This is a genomic window from Sphingopyxis soli (assembly GCF_018682675.1).
Lineage (GTDB): Bacteria > Pseudomonadota > Alphaproteobacteria > Sphingomonadales > Sphingomonadaceae > Sphingopyxis > Sphingopyxis soli.
Genome location: NZ_JAFMTR010000085.1, coordinates 1 through 19,647 on the forward strand (window position 1 = coordinate 1; position 19,647 = coordinate 19,647).

Here is a 19,647-nt window from a genome sequence, read left to right on the forward strand (position 1 = left end):
CACGGCAAAACAGGAATCTGGAGTGCCGGTTTTGATTCAATCAAAACCGAACGCACTCTAGGCGGGCGTCGCCTGCATCTCGGCGATCAGCGCGTTGTCGATCGCCTTCGCCGCCTTGTACCCCGCGCGCTCGCGAAGGCCGACCGCATAGGCCTCGAATGCCGGGCGCGACGGGATCGTGCCGAACTGCAGCCCCCAGTCGATCTGGCTGCCGACATAGACGTCGGCGGCGCTGAAGCGCTCGCCCGCGACATAGGTCTTGCCCGCAATGGCACCCTCCAGCGCGTCGAGTGCAGCCCCCAGCGAGCCGAAACCCGCCATCCGCTGCTGGTCGGCGTCGGGCTCGATGCCGAAATGCTTTGCGGTGATCGCCTGTTCGACCGGCCCGGCGGCGAAGAACAGCCAGCGATAATAATCCGCACGGTCGGTCGTTGCCGGCGCGAGCCCCGCCGACGGAAAGGCATCCGCCAGATAGGCACAGATTGCGGCGCACTCGGTCACCACCCTGCCGTTATGGACGATCGCCGGAACCTTGCCCATCGGATTGATCGCGAGATAGGCCGCATCCTTCATCGACGTGCCATAGCCGAGGATCTTCGTTTCATACGGTGCGCCGACCTCCTCGAGCATCCAGCGGACGATCTGGCCGCGCGACATGGGGTTGGTATAGAAAATCAGCTCGTCGGCCATCGCGTCTCTCCTGTGAATTGCGAGTCGAATGCGAACATATCAGGAACGATCTTGTCATGCCAGCGGGGTTGTTTTGTCACCGTTCGCGGCTAAGGCAAAGCGATGAGCGACGAACGCATCTGGACCGCCGCCGTGCTGGTGATCGGCGACGAGATTCTCTCGGGCCGCACGCAGGACAAGAATGTCGCGCAGATCGCGACCTGGCTCGACGTGCAGGGGATCAGGCTGCGCGAGGTGCGCATCGTGCCCGACGTCGAGCAGGAGATCGTCGACGCGCTGAACGCCATCCGCGCGCGTTACGACTATGTCTTCACCACCGGCGGGATCGGCCCGACGCACGACGACATCACCGTTGACGCGGTGGCGAAGGCGCTGGGCGTCGGGGTGATCATCCACCCCGCGGCACGCGCGATCCTCGAACGTTATTATTCGGCGCGCGGCGCTGAACTCACCGAAGCGCGGCTGCGCATGGCGCGCGTCCCCGACGGCGCCGAGCTGATTCCGAACCGCATGTCAGGGGCGCCGGGGATCCGCATCGGCAATCTCTTCGTCATGGCGGGGGTGCCGCATATCACCGCCGGGATGCTCGATGCGCTGACGGGTCAGCTGGAAGGCGGCGCGCCGCTCGTCGCGCATACGATCGGCGCCTGGGCGCCCGAAAGCGAGATCGCCGATCTGCTCCGTCTCGGCGAGAAGGAGCATCCGGGGGTCGCGATCGGCAGCTATCCCTTTTTTCGCGAAGGCCGCACCGGCGCCAATTTCGTCGTCCGGTCGACCGACGGCGCGGCGGTCGGGGCGTGCGTGACCATGCTGACCGCGGGGCTGGAAGCGCTCGGCTATGCGGTAACCGACGGCGGGATCTGATCTGCGTACGGCAGGCGGCGAAGAACCGCCACCGCGAGCAATCCGAACAGCGCCGCGACCAGAAACGCCGCGCCGGGGAAATGGACCGGCGCCGTATCGGCGGTGAAAAACGCCATCGTGCCGGTAAGCAGGGCCGGCGCGGCGAGCTGCCCCAGGCCCATCGCCATCGCCGAAATACCCTGTACCTCGCCCTGCGTCTCGGCAGAGGCGCGGCGCGACATCATCGCCATCAGCGATGGCTGCACCGGCGCCTGCAGCGCGACGGGGACGAGCAGCAGGAAAGCGCCCCAGGTCGTATCGACGAAGGCATAGCCGACGAAGACCATGACCGCGACAAGGATGCCGAGCGTCGCGGCGTTGCGTTCGCCGAAGCGCGCCACCGCGGGGCCGACGACGAAGGCCTGCCCGATCGCGATCGCGACGCCGACCGCCGCGAGGCTCGCGCCGATCATCCCCGGTGTCCAGCCGAGCTGCGCGATGCAATAGAAGCTCCACGTCATCGGATAGACCAGGCTGGCGATCTGCCACAGCACGAGCACCGCCGCGATCCCGCCCATGCCCGGCAGGGCGCGCATCGTCCGCAGCGCGCCGAGCGGGTTGGCGCGGCGCCAGTCGAAGGCGCGACGGCGCTCGGGCGGCAGCGTCTCGGGAAAGATCGCCAGCCCGTAGAGCATGTTTGCAGCGGCGAGAATCGCGGCCGCGACAAAGGGCGCCCGCGGGCTCATCTCGCCGAGCAGGCCGCCGATTACCGGCCCGACGACGAAGCCGATGCCGAAGGCGGCGCCAACGAAGCCGAAGTTGCGCGCGCGCTGCTCGGGCCTGGTCACGTCGGCGATCGCAGCCTGCGCCGCAGCATAGCTGCCGCCGAATACACCCGAAATCGCCCGCGCGACGAACAGCCACGGCAAGGTGCCGACGACCGTGAGCAGCGTATAGTCTGCTGCGAGACCGCCCAGCGACAGGAGCAACACCCGCCGGCGGCCGAAGCGGTCCGACAGATTGCCGAGCACGGGCGAGGCAAGGAAGGTTGCGGTCGCCATGACGAGCCCGATCCAGGCGCCGACTCCGATCGCGTGCGGCAGGTCGATCGCGCCGACCTCCATCACGAGCTGCGGCAGCACCGGCATGATGATGCCGAAGCCGATCGCGTCGATGAAGATGGTCACGACGATGAAAGGAATGGTGCGCGCGGGCGTCACTTGAACATCATCCTGCAACGAATCATCTGCAGGCTCTTGCCGTCCCCGCCGCTCCTGTCTAGGCGGCACCTCCCCTCCCCCCATGCGTTATCACCGAATGAAAATCGAAATATCGACCCTTCTCGACTATCGCCTCGGCGATTCAGTCGACCTGATGCTTCAGATCGAGGCCGCCGATGGCGACGGCCAGCATGTTCTGCGGTCCGCGCTCGACCTTGGTCCCGACGGCGACGTCGCGCGGGTTGCGGGGCAGGACGGCATCGGCGAGCGGCTCTGGCTGCACCGCGGCGGACGTCTTCGCGCGCATTATTCGGCGCTGGTCGAGATCGACCGGCGCGGGCCCGACTATCGGACGCGCGCCGCAGTCGCGCCGCACCGTGTGCCGGCGGAGGCCGTACCCTATCTCAACGAATCGCGCTATTGCCCGTCGAACAAGTTCCACGCCTTCGTCGAGCGCCGTTTCGGCGAGCATGAGGGCGGCGCGAAGATCGCGCGGATGCGTGACTGGATCGAAAGCCGTTTCACCTATGTTCCCGGCACCAGCGACGCCGACACCGGCGCGCTCGACAGTTTCGTCGAGCGGCGTGGCGTTTGCCGCGACTATGCGCATGTGATGATCGCGCTCGCCCGCGCGGCGCATATCCCGGCGCGCATGGCGAGCGTCTACGCGCTCGGCGTCGACCCGCAGGATTTCCACGCGATCGCCGAAGTCTATCTCGACGGCGGCTGGTACATGGTCGATGCGACAGGCATGGCGCGGCCCGAAGGCGCCGCGCGCATCTGCGTCGGCCGCGACGCCGCCGACGTGGCGTTTCTGACGGCGTATCGCGCGATCGAACTCGTCGAACAGCGGGTGTCGGTGAAGGAGCTTGTCGACGCCTAGAAAGCGGCTGGAGCGGGTGAAGGGAATCGAACCCTCGTCGTAAGCTTGGGAAGCTTCTGCTCTACCATTGAGCTACACCCGCGGTCCCGCGCGATTGGCACAGCGGGCGGCGGCGGTCAATGGCTCTGCTGGCTCAGCGCGCCGCCTCGCGCACCGTTTCCATGACGACGAAGGTCGAGGTGTTCGCGACGTGCGGCAGGCTCGAGATTTTCTCGCCGAGCACGGTGCGATAGCGCCGCATGTCAGAGGTGCGGACCTTGAGCAGATAGTCGAAGCTGCTCGCGATCATGTGGCATTCCTCGATCTCGGCGATCCTCCGCACCGCGGCGTTGAACTCGCGCAGCGCCGCCTCGCGCGTGTCGGACAGGCGGACCTCGGCGAAGGCGACATGGTCGAGCCCGACCTTCGCCGGATCGAGGATCGCCGCAAAGCCCGAAATCACGCCATTCTCGACGAGCCGGCGCACGCGCTGCTGGCACGGCGTCTTCGACAGGCCGACCTGCCGGGCGAGGTCGGTGAAGGTGATCCGTCCGTCCTTGCGCAGAATCGCCAGGATCTTGCGATCGAAGTCATCCAATTCGACTGATTGTGCGCTTTCTTTCATATCAATCACCTAATCGATCGTCAAAAATAGGTCAAAAGATAAGTATTGGGGGCGATAATAGGTCTGATCGCCGCAGCGCAATGCTGTAGGATGCGCGTCATGACCCAGCCCCATGACCGCGCCGCCCTCCGCGCCCTCGCCCGCCGTCCCGAAGCCGAGATCGTCGCCGACCTGCGCGCCGAGCTCGCCCGTTCGCCAGCGACCGTCGCGGCGACCACGGCGCGCGGGCTCGCGCTGATCCGGAAGGCGAAGGCCGAGGGCGAACGCGAAACGCTCGTCGCGCAGCTGATGAACCGCTACCGCCTCTCGAGCGAGGAAGGCGTCGTGCTGATGTGCCTCGCCGAGGCGCTGCTGCGCGTGCCCGACAATGCGACGGCCAATGCGCTGATCCGCGACAAGATCGCCGGCCGCCACTGGAAGGACGGCGAGGACGAGGACAGCCCGCTGATCGTCGCCCTGTCGGCGCGCGGATTGTCGCTGGGGTCGGCGACCTTGATGCTCGATGCGATGGGCAGCAAGGCGAACCCGCTGTCGCTTCTCAAGTCGATGATCCGCCGCTCGGGCGAGCCGGTGATCCGCCAGGCGGCGCTCGCGGCGATGAAGCTGCTTGGCCAGCAGTTCGTGATGGGCGAGACGATCGACGCCGCGGTGAAGCGCGCCGACAAGGAAAAGCGCGAACTCGCGAGCTTCGACATGCTCGGCGAGGCCGCGCGCACGGCGGAAGATGCGCGGCGCTACTACGACAGCTACGCCCATGCCATCGCGCGCATCGGCAAACACGCCAAGCCCGGCGACCCGCACGCCAACCACGGCATTTCGATCAAGCTGTCGGCGCTTCATCCGCGCTACGAATATCTGCAGGCCGACCGTGTCCGTGACGAACTGATCCCCAGCGTCATCACGCTCGCCCGCGCCGCGCGCGATGTGAACATTCCGCTGATGATCGATGCCGAGGAAAGCGACCGGCTCGAACCGCATATGGACGTGTTCGCGGCGCTGATCGACGCGGGCATCGCCGACGGCTGGACCGGGCTCGGCATCGTGATCCAGGCCTATCAGAAGCGCGCGCCCGAGGCGATCCGCTGGGTCGCCGCAAAGGCGCGCGCGCGCGGCGTCAAACTGTCGATGCGCCTCGTCAAGGGCGCCTATTGGGATACCGAGATCAAGCGCGCGCAGACGATGGGTCTCGGCGATTTCCCGGTCTTCACCGCGAAGAACCACACCGACCTCAATTACATGCAGTGCGCGCAGATCCTCCGCGACGCGCAGGACTGCGTCTTCCCGGCGTTTGCCAGCCATAATGCGATGACGCTTGCCTTCGTGACCGAGCTGTTCGCCGGCGCCGATTATGAGTTGCAGCGCCTGCACGGCATGGGCGAGGGCGCGCACGACGCGATTCTGGCGCTCTATCCCCCGCCGCGGCCGGTGCGTGTCTATGCGCCGGTGGGGACGCACCGCGACCTGCTCGCCTATCTGGTCCGCCGCCTGCTCGAAAATGGCGCGAACTCCAGCTTCGTGCATCAATTTTCGGACCCCGATGTCACTCCCGAGCAGCTTGCCGTCGATCCGCGCGGCATCGCGAGCAAGCCGCCCGTGATCGCCACCGGCCTCACCCTCTTCGATCCGGCGCGCCGCAACTCGCGCGGCTACGACCTCGGCGAACCCGGCGTTCCCGAAGCGCTGACCGCCGCGATCGCCAAGGCGCGCCAGAGCAACCATATCGCCGCCCCGATCGTCGGCGGCGTAACGCAAGGCGGCGCCGCGGAACCCGTCCGCAATCCCGCCACCGGCGCCGTCGTCGGGCAGGTGATCGAGGCCGATCGTGCGACGGTCGATGCCGCAGTCGCCGCCGCGCGCAAGGCGCAGGACGACTGGAGCCTCGCCGGCGGCAGCTTCCGGGCCGACCGCCTCGAACGCGCGGCCGATCTGCTCGAGGAACGCGACGCGCTGTTCCTCGGCCTTGCAATCGACGAAGCCGGCAAAACGCTCGTCGATGCGGTGGCAGAGGTGCGCGAGGCGGTCGATTTCCTCCGCTATTACGCCGCGCAGGCGCGCGCCGACTTCACCTATCCCGTCGTGCTCCCCGGACCGACGGGCGAGCGAAACGAGCTGATTCTCGAAGGCAAGGGCGTCTTCGTCGCGATCAGCCCGTGGAACTTCCCGCTCGCGATCTTCCTCGGCCAGGTTTCGGCCGCGCTCGCGGCGGGTAACAGCGTCCTCGCGAAGCCCGCGGAGCAGACCCCGCTGATCGCGCACGCCGCGGTCGAACTGTTGCTCGAGGCGGGCGTTCCCGGCGACGTGCTGCACTATCTTCCCGGGCGCGGCGAGACCGTCGGCGCGGCGCTGACCGGCCATGACGACATCATCGGCGTCGCCTTCACCGGCTCGACCGAAGTTGCGCGAATGATCAACCGCAGCCTCGCGGGGCGCGACGGCCCGATCGCGACCTTGATCGCCGAAACCGGCGGCGCCAACGCGATGATTGTCGATTCGACCGCGCTTCCCGAACAGGTCGCGCGCGACGCCGTCGCCTCGGCCTTCCAGTCGGCGGGCCAGCGCTGCTCGGCGCTCCGCCTGCTCTGCGTGCAGGAGGATGTCGCCGACACGATGATCGCAATGGTCGCGGGCGCGATGGCCGAGCTCAACGTCGGCGACCCCGCGATCCTCTCGACCGACGTCGGCCCGATCATCGACGCCGAGGCGCAGGCGAATATCGCCGCCTATGTGGCCGAAGCGCGCGCCGCGGGCCGGGTGATTGCCGAGGCTGCGCGCACCAACCTGCCCGCCGACGGCCATTTCGTCCCGCCGGTCTTGATCCGGCTCGATCATGTCACCGATTTGAAGCGCGAGATCTTCGGCCCCGTGCTGCATGTCGCGACGTGGAAGGGCGGCGAACTCGACCAGCTCATCGATGCAATCAACGCTTCGGGCTACGGCCTGACATTGGGTGTCCACACGCGCATCGACGGCGTTGCGGCGCATATCGCGGCGCGCGCGCAGGTCGGCAACGTCTATGTGAACCGCAACCAGATCGGCGCGATCGTGGGGTCGCAGCCCTTCGGCGGGCGCGGCCTGTCAGGCACCGGCCCGAAAGCCGGCGGTCCGCACTATCTGCACCGTTTCGCCGAGGAAAAGTCGATTTCGACGGATATCACCGCAGCGGGCGGGAACGCGGCGCTGATGGCGGGTTAGGCTCCCGGCACGCCGAGAAGCTGCCCCTGCGCCTTCAGCCGTCCGGCGGCGGCCGGATTGGCGGCGATGCCGTCCTTCAGCGCCTGCGCGGCCTTCGCGGTTTCGCCCAGCGTCATCCGGCTGCGCATCAGCATGATCCAGCGGTCGACGTCCTTGGGATTGGCCTTCAGCTTGGCTTCGAGCCCGCTGACCATCCCCTCGATCATCGCGTCCTGCTGACCCTTCGGCAGCTGCGAGGCGGCCTCCATGTCGGCGCGCGTCGGCCCCGGGATCGCGCGCGCCGCGACCGGCATTTCGTCCGGGGTCAGCGCCCGCGCCCGCGTGTTCTGCAGCCGCGTCGCGACGTCGATCTTGTGGATCGCCCCGACCTGTTCGATCGTGCGGCGAAGATCGGCTTCCCACGGCGCGCCCTGCGGCGTGTCGGCGAGCAGCGCGAACCAGTCCTCGATCGCGCCCTTGTGGTCGCCGCCGATATCCTTTTTCACCGCAAGGAAATAGCGCGCACGCGGATCCTTGGCGTCGAGCGCGATCGCCTTGTTGAACGCCGCGAGCGCCGCGGCGGGCATCGGGTCGCGCTCGCTCGCCATTACCCGCGCCTCGCCGAGCGCCGACCAGAGTCCCGCCGAGTCGGACGAAAGCGCGGTCGCTTTCTCGTAGGCGGCGACCGCGCCCGCGAATTCGCCCATGTCGAAACGTGCCGCACCGAGCTGCATCCACGCCTCGGCGCTGTTCGGTTCGGTACGTGTCCGGGCTTCGAGCGCGGCGAGCTGGTCGTCGGGGGACGTTGCGGCTTCGGCGGGCTTTTGCGGCGCGGAATCGGCGGAATCGCGCCAGATTGCATAGCCCACCGCTGCGATGAGCAGCAGCGCGGCAGCGATCAGGACCGCCCGGTTGGCGGGCGTCATGCCCCCTGCCATCTTCTTGCTCTCGCTCATCTTTGTCCTCTCGTACGGCTCGCAAAAAACATGGGCGCGACGCGCTCGCGTCTTGCCTTTGCCTCGCGATGGTGTAGCCTTCGACCCGCGAGGTCGGTCAACGACAAAATCGTCAGTGGGGTCGCACCGATTTTCCCAGCCAACAGGGGGAGGGGTGCATGGCAGTTTCGGATCACGTCGACTTTCCGACGTTTATGGAAGGGGTGAAAAAGCGCAACCCCGGCCAGGATGAGTTCGTGCAGGCGGTCCAGGAGGTCGCCGAAGATATTTTCGATTTCATCGCCGACAAGGAAGAATATCACGCGCAACAGATATTGCGGCGCATCGCCGAGCCCGACCGGGTCGTGTCCTTCCGCGTGTGCTGGGAGGATGACGCCGGCAATATTCGCGTGCAACGCGGCTGGCGCGTCCAGAACAACAACGCGATCGGCCCGTACAAGGGCGGAATCCGCTTTCACCCGAGCGTGACCGAAAGCGTCCTCAAATTCCTCGCCTTCGAGCAGACCTTCAAGAACGCGCTCACCGGACTGCCGATGGGCGGCGGCAAGGGCGGCTCGAATTTCAATCCCAAGGGCAAGAGCGTGCGCGAAATCATGCGCTTCTGCCAGAGCTTCATGACGGAACTCTATCGCCACATCGGCGCCGACGTCGACGTGCCCGCGGGCGACATCGGCGTGGGCGGGCGCGAGATCGGCTTCATGTTCGGCCAGTACAAGCGCATCACCAACGAATTCACCGGCGTCCTCACGGGCAAGGGGCTCGAATGGGGCGGCTCGCTGATCCGCACGGAGGCGACCGGCTATGGCGCGGTCTATTTCCTCGCCAACATGCTCGCGGCCAAGGGGCAGGACCTGACCGGCAAAACCGCCGTCATCTCGGGCTCGGGCAATGTCGCGACGCACGCGGCGGAAAAGATCGTCCAGCTTGGCGGCAAGGTGCTCACCCTGTCCGATTCGGGCGGCTTCATCCACGATCCCGACGGCATCACGCAGGAGAAGATCGACTGGGTGAAGGCGCACAAGACGCACCGCCGCGGCCGGATCGAGGACTATTGCGACGAGTTCAAAGGCGCGAGCTTCACCGCAGGCAAGACCCCGTGGGGCGTTCCCTGCGACGTCGCGCTGCCGTGCGCGACGCAGAACGAGTTGCTCGGCGAGGATGCGAGGACGCTGGTCGCCAACGGCTGCATCGCGGTCAGCGAAGGCGCCAACATGCCGACGAACCTCGAGGGCGTGCATCATTTCAAGCATGCGAAGATCATGTTCGCGCCCGGCAAGGCGGCGAATGCGGGCGGCGTTGCCGTCTCGGGCCTCGAGATGAGCCAGAACAGCGAGCGCCGCAGCTGGAAGGAAGAAGAGCTGCAACAGATGCTCAAGGACATCATGGCGGGCATCCACAAGAGCTGTCTGACCTATGGCGACCAGGGCGGAGGCTATATCGATTATGTGAAGGGCGCGAACATCGCGGGCTTCAAGAAGGTCGCCGACGCGATGTTGGCATTCGGAGTGGTGTAAGTCGCAGTCTAGGCGCAAAAGCGCCAGGCGGGAAAAGGGGACACAGGCATGACGACCGACGCGATTGTGGGGCGCGGCGAACGACCGTGGGCGACCGTCTGGACGCTCGCGGCGTTGCTGCTGGCGCTGACGATCGCCGCGATCGTCGCGGCGCCTCCCGCGCGTTCGCAAGGCGAGGCCGGCGGCCGTTATACCGGGGTCGCCTCGTGCGCCGGGTCGACCTGTCACGGCCGGATGGAGGGCGACGGCACGGTCGTCCGCCAGGACGAGCTGATGCGCTGGCAGGAACCCTCGACACCCGGCGGCGCGCACAGCCGCGCCTGGGCGGTGCTCAGCAACAGTCGCAGTCAGTTCATCGCGAAGAATCTCGGGATCGGCGATCCGTCCACCGCGCCGATGTGCCTCGGCTGCCACAGCACGCAGGGCGCGATCGTCGCGCCGGGCGGCGCGCGGCGCGGGTCGGTTCCGCTCGAGGACGGGGTCGGCTGCGAATCGTGCCACGGGCCCGCAGGCGGCTGGATCGCGAGCCACTATGCGGGCGTGGGCGCCAACGCCAACCCCGATGCCGAGATGCGCGAGAAGCATCTTTCCAACCTCCGCGCCGGGCTCTGGAAGCTCGAGGACCCGGTGGTCCGCGCGGGGGTGTGCGTCGATTGCCACTTCGGCTCGGCGGGCGAGGGGCAGTTCGTCACCCACCGCATCATGGCGGCGGGGCACCCGCGCATTTCGTTCGAGCTCGATCTCTTCTCCTCGCTGCAGGCGCATCATCAGGAAGATGCCGACTATGGCTGGCGCAAGTTCGGCGCCGGTTCGGGACGCACCAACCATGTCCAGATGTGGGCGGTCGGGCAGGCGGTCGCGCTCGAACGCAGCCTCGCGCTCTTCCAGTCGCGGCGCGGGACCGAGGGGATGTTTCCCGAATTCTACTTCCTCGACTGCCATAGCTGCCACCGCCGCATCTACGACCAGGCGAAGCCGGTGAAGACCAGCCTCGACAATCCGGGACGGGCGAACATCCCCGAAGGGATGCCGCCCTATAATGACGAGAATCTGATCATGCTCTCGGCCGCGGCACGCGTCGCGGCGCCCGCGCTCGCCGACCAGCTCGCGGTGCGGACCGCCGCCTTCCACAAGGCGATGACCATCGACCGCGCGAGTGCGGTGAGCGCCGCTGCGCAGCTCCAGCAGACGGTGTCGGCGCTGAAGGCCGCCTTTGCCGCGCGCAGCTTTTCGGGCGCCGACGCCTTCGCGCTTGTCGATGCGATTTCGGCGAAGGCCGTAAGCGACCGGCTGACCGATTATTCGGGGTCGCAGCAGGCGGTAATGGGGGTCGACACGCTGCTCAACGCGATGGTGTCGTCGGGCCGGATCACCGTCGGCGCCGCCGCCGGAATCCGCGCCGACATCGACCGCGCCTACACCGCGGTCAAGGATCCGAATGCGTTCCGCCCTGCCGATTTCCAGGCCTCGCTGGGGAGCGCGGTGCGCGCGATCGGGGCGCTGCGGTAAAGATATGCAAAACACATCCCGCCTCTTTCGTTCGGTGGCCTCCGTCGCGGCTGCCTCGCTCCTGCTCGCCTCCTGCGGCGGCGGCGGGGGAGGCGGCGGCACGCCGACCCCGGCGCCGACGCCGACACCCACCCCGACACCGACCGGCGGGCTGTTCACGCCGCCCGCTGCCGAATCGCTGAGCGTGACCGAGGTCCAGACGATCCTCGCCAATGCGATATCGGAGGCGCAGGCGCGCGGGTTGCCGTCGGTGATCGCGGTGACCGACCGCGTCGGCAACGTCCTCGCGGTCTTCCGAATGAACGGCGCCCGGCCGACCGCGACCACGTCGCCCGCGCCGAACGGCCAGAATATCGACGCCCAGAATGTCACCTTCCCGGCGGAGGGCGGCGCGATCGCGAAGGCGATCACCGGCGCCTATCTGTCGAGCGGCGGCAACGCCTTTTCGACGCGCACCGCGAGCCAGATCGTCCAGGAACATTTCCCGCCCGCGCCGACCACTGTCGGGCTCGAAAGCGGGCCGCTGTTCGGGGTGCAGTTCAGCCAGCTTCCGTGCAGCGATTTCTCGTCGCGCTTCGGCGCCGCGGGCAACGCCGCGCTGATCGGGCCGAAACGCTCGCCGCTCGGCCTCGCCGCCGATGCGGGCGGGCTACCGCTCTACAAGAATGGCGTGCTCGTCGGCGGCATCGGCGTGATGGGCGACGGCGTCTATGGCAGCGACCCCAATATCCTCGATGTCGAGAATGATCCCGAGGAGTTCATCGCGCTCGCCGGCACGCGGGGATTCGAGGCGCCGGCGGCGATCACCGCCGACAAAATCAGCGTCGATGGCACGACCTTGCGCTTCTCCGACGCGACCTTGGCCGGCGTGATGTCGAGCGGCGGCGCCAGCTTCGCCTCTTTCAATGGAACCGCGGGCAATCTCGTCGCGGTTCCCGGCTATGCCGCCGCGGCTGTCACGGCCGGCGTTGCCTATGGCACCGAGGCGTCGGGCATTCGTGCCTCGACGCCGGCAGAATTCTCGAACCGCGATGCGTTCATCTTCACCGACGGCAGCGGTAACAACCGCTATCCGATCCGCGCGGCCACCGACGGCGCGGCGGTCGCCACCCCGCTTTCGCAGGCCGAAGTGCGCGCGGTGCTCGAAGAGGCGTTCACGGTGATGAGCCGCGCGCGCGCGCAGATCCGCAAACCGCTCGACAGTCGCGCGCAGGTCACGATCACCGTCGTCGACACCTTCGGCACCCCGCTCGGCATGGTCCGCTCGCCCGACGCCCCGATCTTCGGGTCCGATGTGTCGTTGCAGAAGGCACGCACGGCCGCCTTTTTCTCGAACCCCAACGCAGGCGCCGAACTCAGCGCCAATGCCAGCGCCGATATCCGGCAGTTCGTGACCGCGGTGCGAACGTTCCTGAACAATCCGGCGGCGCTGACGGGAACGATCGCCTTTCCCGACCGCGCGGGCGGCAATCTGTCGCGCCCCTATTTCCCCGATGGCGAAGTCGGGCGACCGAACGGCCCTTTCTCGCGCCCGATCGCGCAATTCAACCCCTTCTCGACCGGGCTCCAGTCGGCGCTGATCATCGGCAACCTCGGCCAGCATGTCGGTTTCCTGCAGGGCGCGAATCCCGACACGCCGGCGCGTTGCACGACCCTGCCCGATGTCGCTGCGGGACAGAACCGGCTGCAGAACGGCATCCAGATCTTTCCCGGCTCGGTGCCGATCTATCGCGGCAGCACGCTGGTGGGAGGTATCGGCGTGTCGGGCGACGGTATCGACCAGGACGATATGATCAGCTTCCTCGGCACGCATAATGGCGGGGCGAGGGTCGGCGGGATCGGCAATGCCCCGATGGCGATCCGGTCGGACAATGTCGTCGTGACGCTCGCCGACGGCAAGACAGTGCGGCTGCGTTATGTCGGCTGTCCGTTCGCGCCCTTCCTCGACACCAATCAGCAAAATGTCTGTCAGGGGCTTTAGCGGGTGAGCGTCGACGTCAGCCTGCTGCCGATCATTGCGACCCTCGCGGCGCAAGGCGCGTCCGCGGCCGAGGTGCCTCCTGCGCCGCCTGCGGCCGATCCGGTCACGGCTGACGAAAGCATTGCCCAGGGTGCGGAGGCGCCGCCGGTCGAGGAACTGACGCCGCCGCCGCCCCCCGTCGACTGGCAGGAGGTGATCAAGGACGATCTCGTCACCCAGATCATCGAGGGGCGACGCCGCCCCGGCTATATTCCCGACCTTCCCGACCAGTTGACCCAGGACAATGTCGGCGCACTGCGCCCGCCGCCGCCGCAGGCCTTTCCGGGGATCGAGGACCAGCTTCCGGTCCCCGACCGCTGGCGGCTGATCGAGACGCTGGGCGTCGTCAAGGAACGCTGGTTCGACCCCTATCACCAGAATACGTTGAAGGGCGACCGGCCGATCAACCGCGACAAGGTCAAATGGTTGCCGATCAAGGGCGACGACTGGTTCTTTGTCGCCAATGCCGTGTCCGACACGGTGTTCGAACCGCGCACCTTCCCGATCCCCGTCGGCGTCCAGACGACTTCGCGCCCCGGCAGCATCGACGTGTTCGGCAAGAACCGCAGCTTTGTGTTCGCGCAGACCTTCATCGCCGGCGCCGCGCTGATCAAGGGATCGACCGCGTTCAAGCCGCCCGACATCGAATATCGCGTGACGCTCGCCTATCAGGCCAATTATGTCGACGTGCCCGAACGGCGCGTCCTCGACGTGCGTCCGTCGAAACCGAGCCACCGCTACGACAGCTTCCTCGGCGTGCAGGAACTGTTCGTCGACAAGCACCTCGGCAACGACAGCGACCGCTACGATTTCCATTCGATCCGCATCGGCATCCAGCCGTTCCAGAGCGATTTCCGCGGCTTTCTGTTCAACGACAGCCAGCTCGGCATCCGCCTGTTCGGCAACCGCGACAACAACCGGTTTCAATATAATGTTGCGGCCTTCTGGCGGCTCGAGAAGGATACCAACAGCGGCCTCAATGATATCACCCAGACGCCGCGCGACGATTTCATCTTCACCGCTAATCTTTATCGTCAGGATTTCCCGTTCGTCGGGCTGACCAGCCAGGTCAGCGTGACCTACAATATGAACCGCGAAAAGAAGGACGTGCAGATCGACCATAACGGTTTCCCTGTGCGGCCGGCGCTGCTCGGCGATCTGCGCGGTCGCGAATATGACGTCGCCTATCTCGGCTACAGCGCCGACGGCCGCATCGGGCGGATCAACGTCACGGCAAGCTTCTATGCAGCGCTCGGCGAGGACCGGAACAGCTTCTTCACCAGCAAACCCGCAAAGATCCGCGCGGGCTTTGCCGCGGCCGAACTCAGCTACGACCATGACTGGATGCGCTTCCGCCTCTCGGGCCTCTACGCCAGCGGCGACCGCAACCCGTACAACAATGTCGAGGGCGGGTTCGACGCGATCTTCGAAAATCCGATCTTCGGCGGCGCCGACACCAGCTACTGGATTCGCCAGACGATTCCCTTCGCGGGCGGCGGGCGCGTCATCTCGATCAATGGCCGCAACGGCATATTGAACTCGCTGCGCTCGTCGAAGGAAGAGGGGCAGTCGAACTTCAACAATCCGGGCACGGTGTTCGTCGGCGCGGGCGCCGATTTCGACCTCTCGCCCGAAACGCGCGTCAGCTTCAACGCCAACCACCTCTGGTTCGACAATACGAAGGTGCTCCAGAACCTCCGCGTCGAGGGCTCGATCCCCAAGGATATCGGGTTCGACCTGTCGGTGGCGGGGATCTGGCGACCGAAGGCGACGCAGAATATCGTCGGGCGCCTCAGCGCCGCGGTTCTCCTTCCGGGTAAGGGGTTCAAGGATTTGTTCGACAACAAGGAACGCGACAAGGCCTATGTCTCGATCCTTGCCAATGTGATCGTGAGTTTCTGACCGATGGCGCGCAAGCTCTTCGCTCTCTTCGCTTTTCTGGTGATGGCGCTGGCGTTCGGCGGTCAGGCGGTACGCGCGTCGGAGGAGGAAAAGCCGGTCAAGGTCGTCTATCGCTTCACCCCGCCCGCGCCGAAGGAGCAGAGCGAGGCCGAGATGGCCGAGAAATCGGCGGGTTGCTACAGCTGCCACGTCCGCACCGACCAGCCGACGATGCACAAGACGCCCGCGGTGAGGCTCGGCTGCACCGATTGCCACGGCGGCGATTCGACCTCGCCCGCAGCCTTCGGCAAACCCGAACTCGGCTATGAAAGCGCCTATAATCTCGCAGCGAAGAAGGCCGCGCACCCGCAACCGACCCTGCCCGGCGCGTGGGGCGACAGTCCCGCGAACCCGAAGCGCAGCTATACGCTGCTCAACAAGGAAGCGCCCGAATATATCCGCTTCGTGAACCCCAGCGACTATCGCGTCGCGCGGGAAGCATGCGGAGCCTGCCACCTCGAGGTGATCGAGGCGACCGAGCGTTCGCTGATGTCGACCGGCGCGATGCTGTGGGGCGGCGCGGCGTATAACAACGGCATCGTCCCCTATAAGAACTATATATTCGGTGAGGCCTATACGCGCGACGGCAAGCCGGCGTGCCTCCTTTCGCCCTCGTCGCGGCTGACGAAAGAGGAATATGCCGAGGCGTGCAAGCCGAGCTTCGGTTTCGACAAGATCCTGACCGACGCCGAGAAGAAGCGCGGCGCGCTCGCAAAAATGTATCCGCTCCCGCGCTGGAGCGTGATTCCGCCCGGCGACGTCTTCCGCGTGTTCGAGCGCGGCGGACGCAATATCAACACCCAGTTCGCGGAAATCGGCCTGCCGAACCCGACGGGCAGCATCCAGCGGCTCGAAGAGCCGGGCCGGCCCGATCTCAAACAGTCGAACCGTGGCCCCGGCACCGGGCTGCGCGTCGCGATCCCGGTGCTCAACATCCACAAGACGCGCCTCAACGATCCCTTCATGTGGTTCATGGGCACCAACGACCAGCCGGGCGACTATCGCCATTCGGGCTGCGCGGGATGCCACGTCATCTACGCCAACGACCGCGAGCCGCGGCACAGCCTGATCTATGCGCAATACGGCCGCGACGGCGAGACGGCGACGGTCGACCCGACGATCCGCGACCGCAAGTGGAAGCCCGAAAGCGACGAACATGGCGGCGGGCACGGCGACGGTCACGGCAGCGGCGGTTCGGACCATGGTGACGGTGCGAAGCATGCTCCCGATCCCGACCAGCATGGCGCGCTCGTCGACCCCGCCGCCGCAAAGGCCGGACCGCCGGCCCAGGCAAAGAAGGAACGCCTCGAATCGGGCCACCCGATCGGCCACGCCTTCACGCGGGCGATCCCGACCGCGCAGTGCATGACCTGCCACATGCACCAGCCGAACATCTTCCTGAACTCCTATCTCGGCTACACGATGTGGGATTATGAATCCGACGCGCCGCAGATGTGGCCGGGACCGAACAGCACCGCGCCGCGCCCGCCGGGGATGAGCGACGAGGACTATCAGAAGAAATACAAGCAGCAGCATTATCCGACCGCGGCCGAGGTCCACAAGACGCTCGAACGCAATCCCGAGGGGGCGGCGACGCGCGGGCTATGGTCCGACGTCGAGTTCCTGCGCGACGTCTATGACGTCAACGACACCAACCAGAACACCCAGTTCGCCGACTATCACGGCCACGGCTGGAACTTCCGCGGCATCTTCAAGCGCGACCGCAACGGCAATCTGCTCGATGCCGAGGGCAATATGTCGACCTATGGCACCGACAAGGCGCATATTGTCGACCCCGCCGATCCCGAGAAATGGCGCAAGAGCTGCAGCCACTATACCGAGGCGAAGGAGCGCGAGCTCTGCCTGTCGACCGCGGCCCCCGACGGCCGCGAGGGCAAATTCGTGCCGCCGGGCCTCAACCCCGGCAAGGCGGTGCACATGATGGACATCCATGCCGAAAAGGGGATGCAGTGCGCCGACTGCCACTTCGCGCAGGATGCGCATGGCAACGGCTATATCCAGGGCGAGGTCGCGAACGCGGTCGAGATCGGGTGCAAGGATTGCCACGGCACCGCCGACGCGCTGCCGAACCTGCTGACGTCGAACGTCGCGGCGCGGCCGCAGGGCACCAATCTGGCGCTGCTCCGCAATTCGGACGGCCGCCGCCGCTTCGAATTCCAGTATAACGACGATGGCGAGGTCACCGGCCTGATCCAGCGCTCGATCGTCGATCCGAAGCTCGAATGGCAGGTGAGCCTCGTCAAGCAGGCGGTGACCCCGGGGCCGCATTTCAATGCCAAGGCGGCGCGCGCGAAACTGATGTCGCGCTCGGGTGCCGACGACGGCAAGTTCGAATGGGGCCCCGGCGTCGCGAAGGAGGATCGCGCGCACGGCGACGACAAGATGACCTGCTTCACCTGCCACCTTTCCTGGACGACGAGTTGCGGCGGCTGCCATTTGCCGATCGAGGCGAACTGGAAGACCAAGATGCACCATTTCGAGGGGGAGGAGACGCGCAACTTTGCGACCTACAACCCGCAAGTGGCGCGCGACGAGATGTTCCAGCTCGGCCGCCACATGCTGACCAAGCCCGGCGAACCCGGTCCGAACGGCGAGGTGCGCGGGATCATCACGCCGGTACGATCTACCTCGGCACTGATCCTGTCGTCGACAAACCTCAATCGCGAGCGGATCTATGTGCAGCAGCCGCCGATTTCGGCCGCGGGCTTCTCGAGCCAGGCCTTCGCACCGCACTTCCCGCACACGGTACGGCGGCAGGAAACCAAGCAATGCACCGACTGCCACCTGTCCGAAGCCGACGACAATAATGCGATCATGTCGCAGCTCTTGCTGATGGGCACCAATTTCGTGAACTTCGTCGGGCTCAACGTCTGGTCGGGACAGGAAGACAGTTTCCAGGCGACGCGCGTCACCGAATGGGACGAGCCGCAGGCGGTGATCGGCAGCTATCTCCAGAAATATGCCTATCCCGATTATTGGGACATGCACGTCAACCAGAACGGTCGCGAGCTCAAGAACTGGGTGCGCGGCAAGGTGTTCGACAAGAAGATTTCGGGCGAGAAATATGCGCTCGAGGAATTCGCGAACATCAACCAGGGCACGAGCGGCCGCGTGAACTGCCTGCAACAGCGCGGCGAATATATGTTCGTCGCCGAGGGCAAGGGCGGCTTTCGCGTCTATGACGTCGCCTCGATCGGCAACAAGGGTTTCTCCGAACGCATCGTCCGCGCGCCTTTCTCGCCGCTGGGGCACGACACGCATGTGAAGACGACCAACGCAACCTGCATGGCGATCGGCACCAACCAGCCGATCAGCATCTCGCGCAACGACCATATCGTGAAGGATTTCCCCGAGAATCACGAGCAGGCCTTTCACCCGCTCTATCGCTACGCCGTCATCACCGACAGCGTCGAGGGGCTGGTCCTCGTCGATATCGACACGATGGCGAACGGCGAATTCCGCGACAACAAGCTGACGCGCGCGCTAACGTGGAATCCGGACAATGTCCTGAAGGGCGCGAGGCATGTCACGCTGGCCGGCAATTACGCCTATGTCACCACCGATGCGGGGCTCGTCGTCGTCGACCTGTCGGCGCCGCTCGAACCCAAGGTCACGGCGCAATTGCCGCTGACCGACGCGCGCGCCAGCGCGGTGCAGTTCCGCTACCTCTGGGTCACCGATGCCGGCGGTGTCAGCCTGTTCGACATCACCAATATGGCGCAGCCGGTGCCGGTGCCAGAAGGCAATGTGCGGCTTGCCAATGCGCGGAAAATCTATCTCGCGCGGACGTATATGTATGTCGCGGCGAAGGCCGACGGGCTGGTGATCGTCGACGTGACGCGGCCCGCGGCGCCGGTGGTCTGGCCCGCGCTGACCTTCGACGGCAAGCTGAACGATGCCGAGGATGTAATCGTCGCGTCGACCAACGCCTCGCTCTTCGCCTATGTCGCCGACGGCCGGAACGGCATCAAGGTGCTGCAGCTGACCAGCCCCGACAATCCCGGCCTTTACGGCTTCTCTCCGAAGCCGACGCCCGAGCTGATCGCGTGGGCGAGGACCCCGTCGCCGGCGATCGCGCTGTCGAAGGGTCTCGACCGCGACCGCGCAGTCGACGAGAGCGGGGGGCAGATCGCCGTGTTCGGCCGCGTCGGTTCGCGTCCGTTCACGCGGAGCGAGATGGAGAAGCTGTTCCTCAACAGCAAGGGCCAGCTGTACAAGGTCCGCGACGAGGTCGATCAGGCGGCGTGGCGGCCGCCCTTGCTTTACCCGAACTGA

At 66.3% G+C, this 19,647-nt stretch carries 12 protein-coding genes and 1 tRNA gene; 8 read left to right on the top strand and 5 right to left on the bottom strand.

Annotated features, from left to right (window positions below):
- Positions 1-57: 57 nt before the first annotated feature.
- Entirely contained in the window at positions 58-690 is a 633-nt protein-coding gene (locus J1N50_RS13230) for a glutathione S-transferase family protein (RefSeq protein ID WP_215354185.1), read from the bottom strand.
- 102 nt (positions 691-792) lie between these two features.
- Here J1N50_RS13230 and J1N50_RS13235 point away from each other — a divergent pair, with 102 nt between their 5' ends.
- Entirely contained in the window at positions 793-1,554 is a 762-nt protein-coding gene (locus tag J1N50_RS13235; protein ID WP_215354187.1) for a competence/damage-inducible protein A, read from the top strand.
- Here J1N50_RS13235 and J1N50_RS13240 read toward each other — a convergent pair.
- A complete protein-coding gene (locus J1N50_RS13240; RefSeq protein ID WP_425516945.1) occupies positions 1,527-2,753 on the bottom strand; it encodes an MFS transporter in 1,227 nt (408 codons plus the stop codon). The two genes, J1N50_RS13235 and J1N50_RS13240, sit on opposite strands and share 28 nt — an antisense overlap.
- 97 nt (positions 2,754-2,850) lie before the next feature.
- Between J1N50_RS13240 and J1N50_RS13245 the strand changes: the two genes are divergently transcribed.
- Positions 2,851-3,636: a transglutaminase-like domain-containing protein gene (locus tag J1N50_RS13245; protein WP_215354191.1), complete on the top strand. Its 786-nt coding sequence runs from the start codon at positions 2,851-2,853 to the stop codon at positions 3,634-3,636.
- An 8-nt stretch (positions 3,637-3,644) separates the two neighbouring features.
- Here the strand turns inward: J1N50_RS13245 and J1N50_RS13250 are convergent.
- Both J1N50_RS13250 and J1N50_RS13255 read right to left on the bottom strand, forming a co-directional pair.
- Positions 3,645-3,718 (bottom strand) — tRNA-Gly (locus tag J1N50_RS13250).
- 51 nt (positions 3,719-3,769) lie between these two features.
- Complete coding sequence (locus tag J1N50_RS13255) at positions 3,770-4,240, bottom strand: Lrp/AsnC family transcriptional regulator (RefSeq protein WP_215354194.1); 471 nt, start codon at positions 4,238-4,240, stop codon at positions 3,770-3,772.
- A 99-nt stretch (positions 4,241-4,339) separates the two neighbouring features.
- Here J1N50_RS13255 and putA point away from each other — a divergent pair, with 99 nt between their 5' ends.
- Positions 4,340-7,432, top strand: coding sequence for a bifunctional proline dehydrogenase/L-glutamate gamma-semialdehyde dehydrogenase PutA (putA, locus tag J1N50_RS13260; protein ID WP_215354196.1), 3,093 nt, complete (start codon positions 4,340-4,342; stop codon positions 7,430-7,432).
- Here putA and J1N50_RS13265 read toward each other — a convergent pair.
- On the bottom strand, positions 7,429-8,367 hold the full coding sequence (locus tag J1N50_RS13265; RefSeq protein ID WP_246553486.1) for a tetratricopeptide repeat protein: 939 nt from the start codon (positions 8,365-8,367) through the stop codon (positions 7,429-7,431). The two genes, putA and J1N50_RS13265, sit on opposite strands and share 4 nt — an antisense overlap.
- A 158-nt stretch (positions 8,368-8,525) precedes the next feature.
- On the opposite strand from J1N50_RS13265, the gene gdhA reads away from it, so the two are divergent.
- From gdhA to J1N50_RS13290, 5 genes are read left to right on the top strand one after another with little or no spacing between them, the layout of a single operon-like run.
- On the top strand, positions 8,526-9,881 hold the full coding sequence (gene gdhA, locus J1N50_RS13270; RefSeq protein WP_215354205.1) for an NADP-specific glutamate dehydrogenase: 1,356 nt from the start codon (positions 8,526-8,528) through the stop codon (positions 9,879-9,881).
- 48 nt (positions 9,882-9,929) lie between these two features.
- Entirely contained in the window at positions 9,930-11,390 is a 1,461-nt protein-coding gene (locus J1N50_RS13275; protein WP_215354207.1) for a cytochrome c family protein, read from the top strand.
- A 4-nt stretch (positions 11,391-11,394) separates the two neighbouring features.
- A complete protein-coding gene (locus J1N50_RS13280) occupies positions 11,395-13,371 on the top strand; it encodes a GlcG/HbpS family heme-binding protein (RefSeq protein WP_215354209.1) in 1,977 nt (658 codons plus the stop codon).
- A gap of 3 nt (positions 13,372-13,374) precedes the next feature.
- Positions 13,375-15,312, top strand: coding sequence for a hypothetical protein (locus tag J1N50_RS13285; RefSeq protein WP_425516946.1), 1,938 nt, complete (start codon positions 13,375-13,377; stop codon positions 15,310-15,312).
- Between the two features lie 3 nt (positions 15,313-15,315).
- Positions 15,316-19,647: a hypothetical protein gene (locus J1N50_RS13290; protein ID WP_215354212.1), complete on the top strand. Its 4,332-nt coding sequence runs from the start codon at positions 15,316-15,318 to the stop codon at positions 19,645-19,647.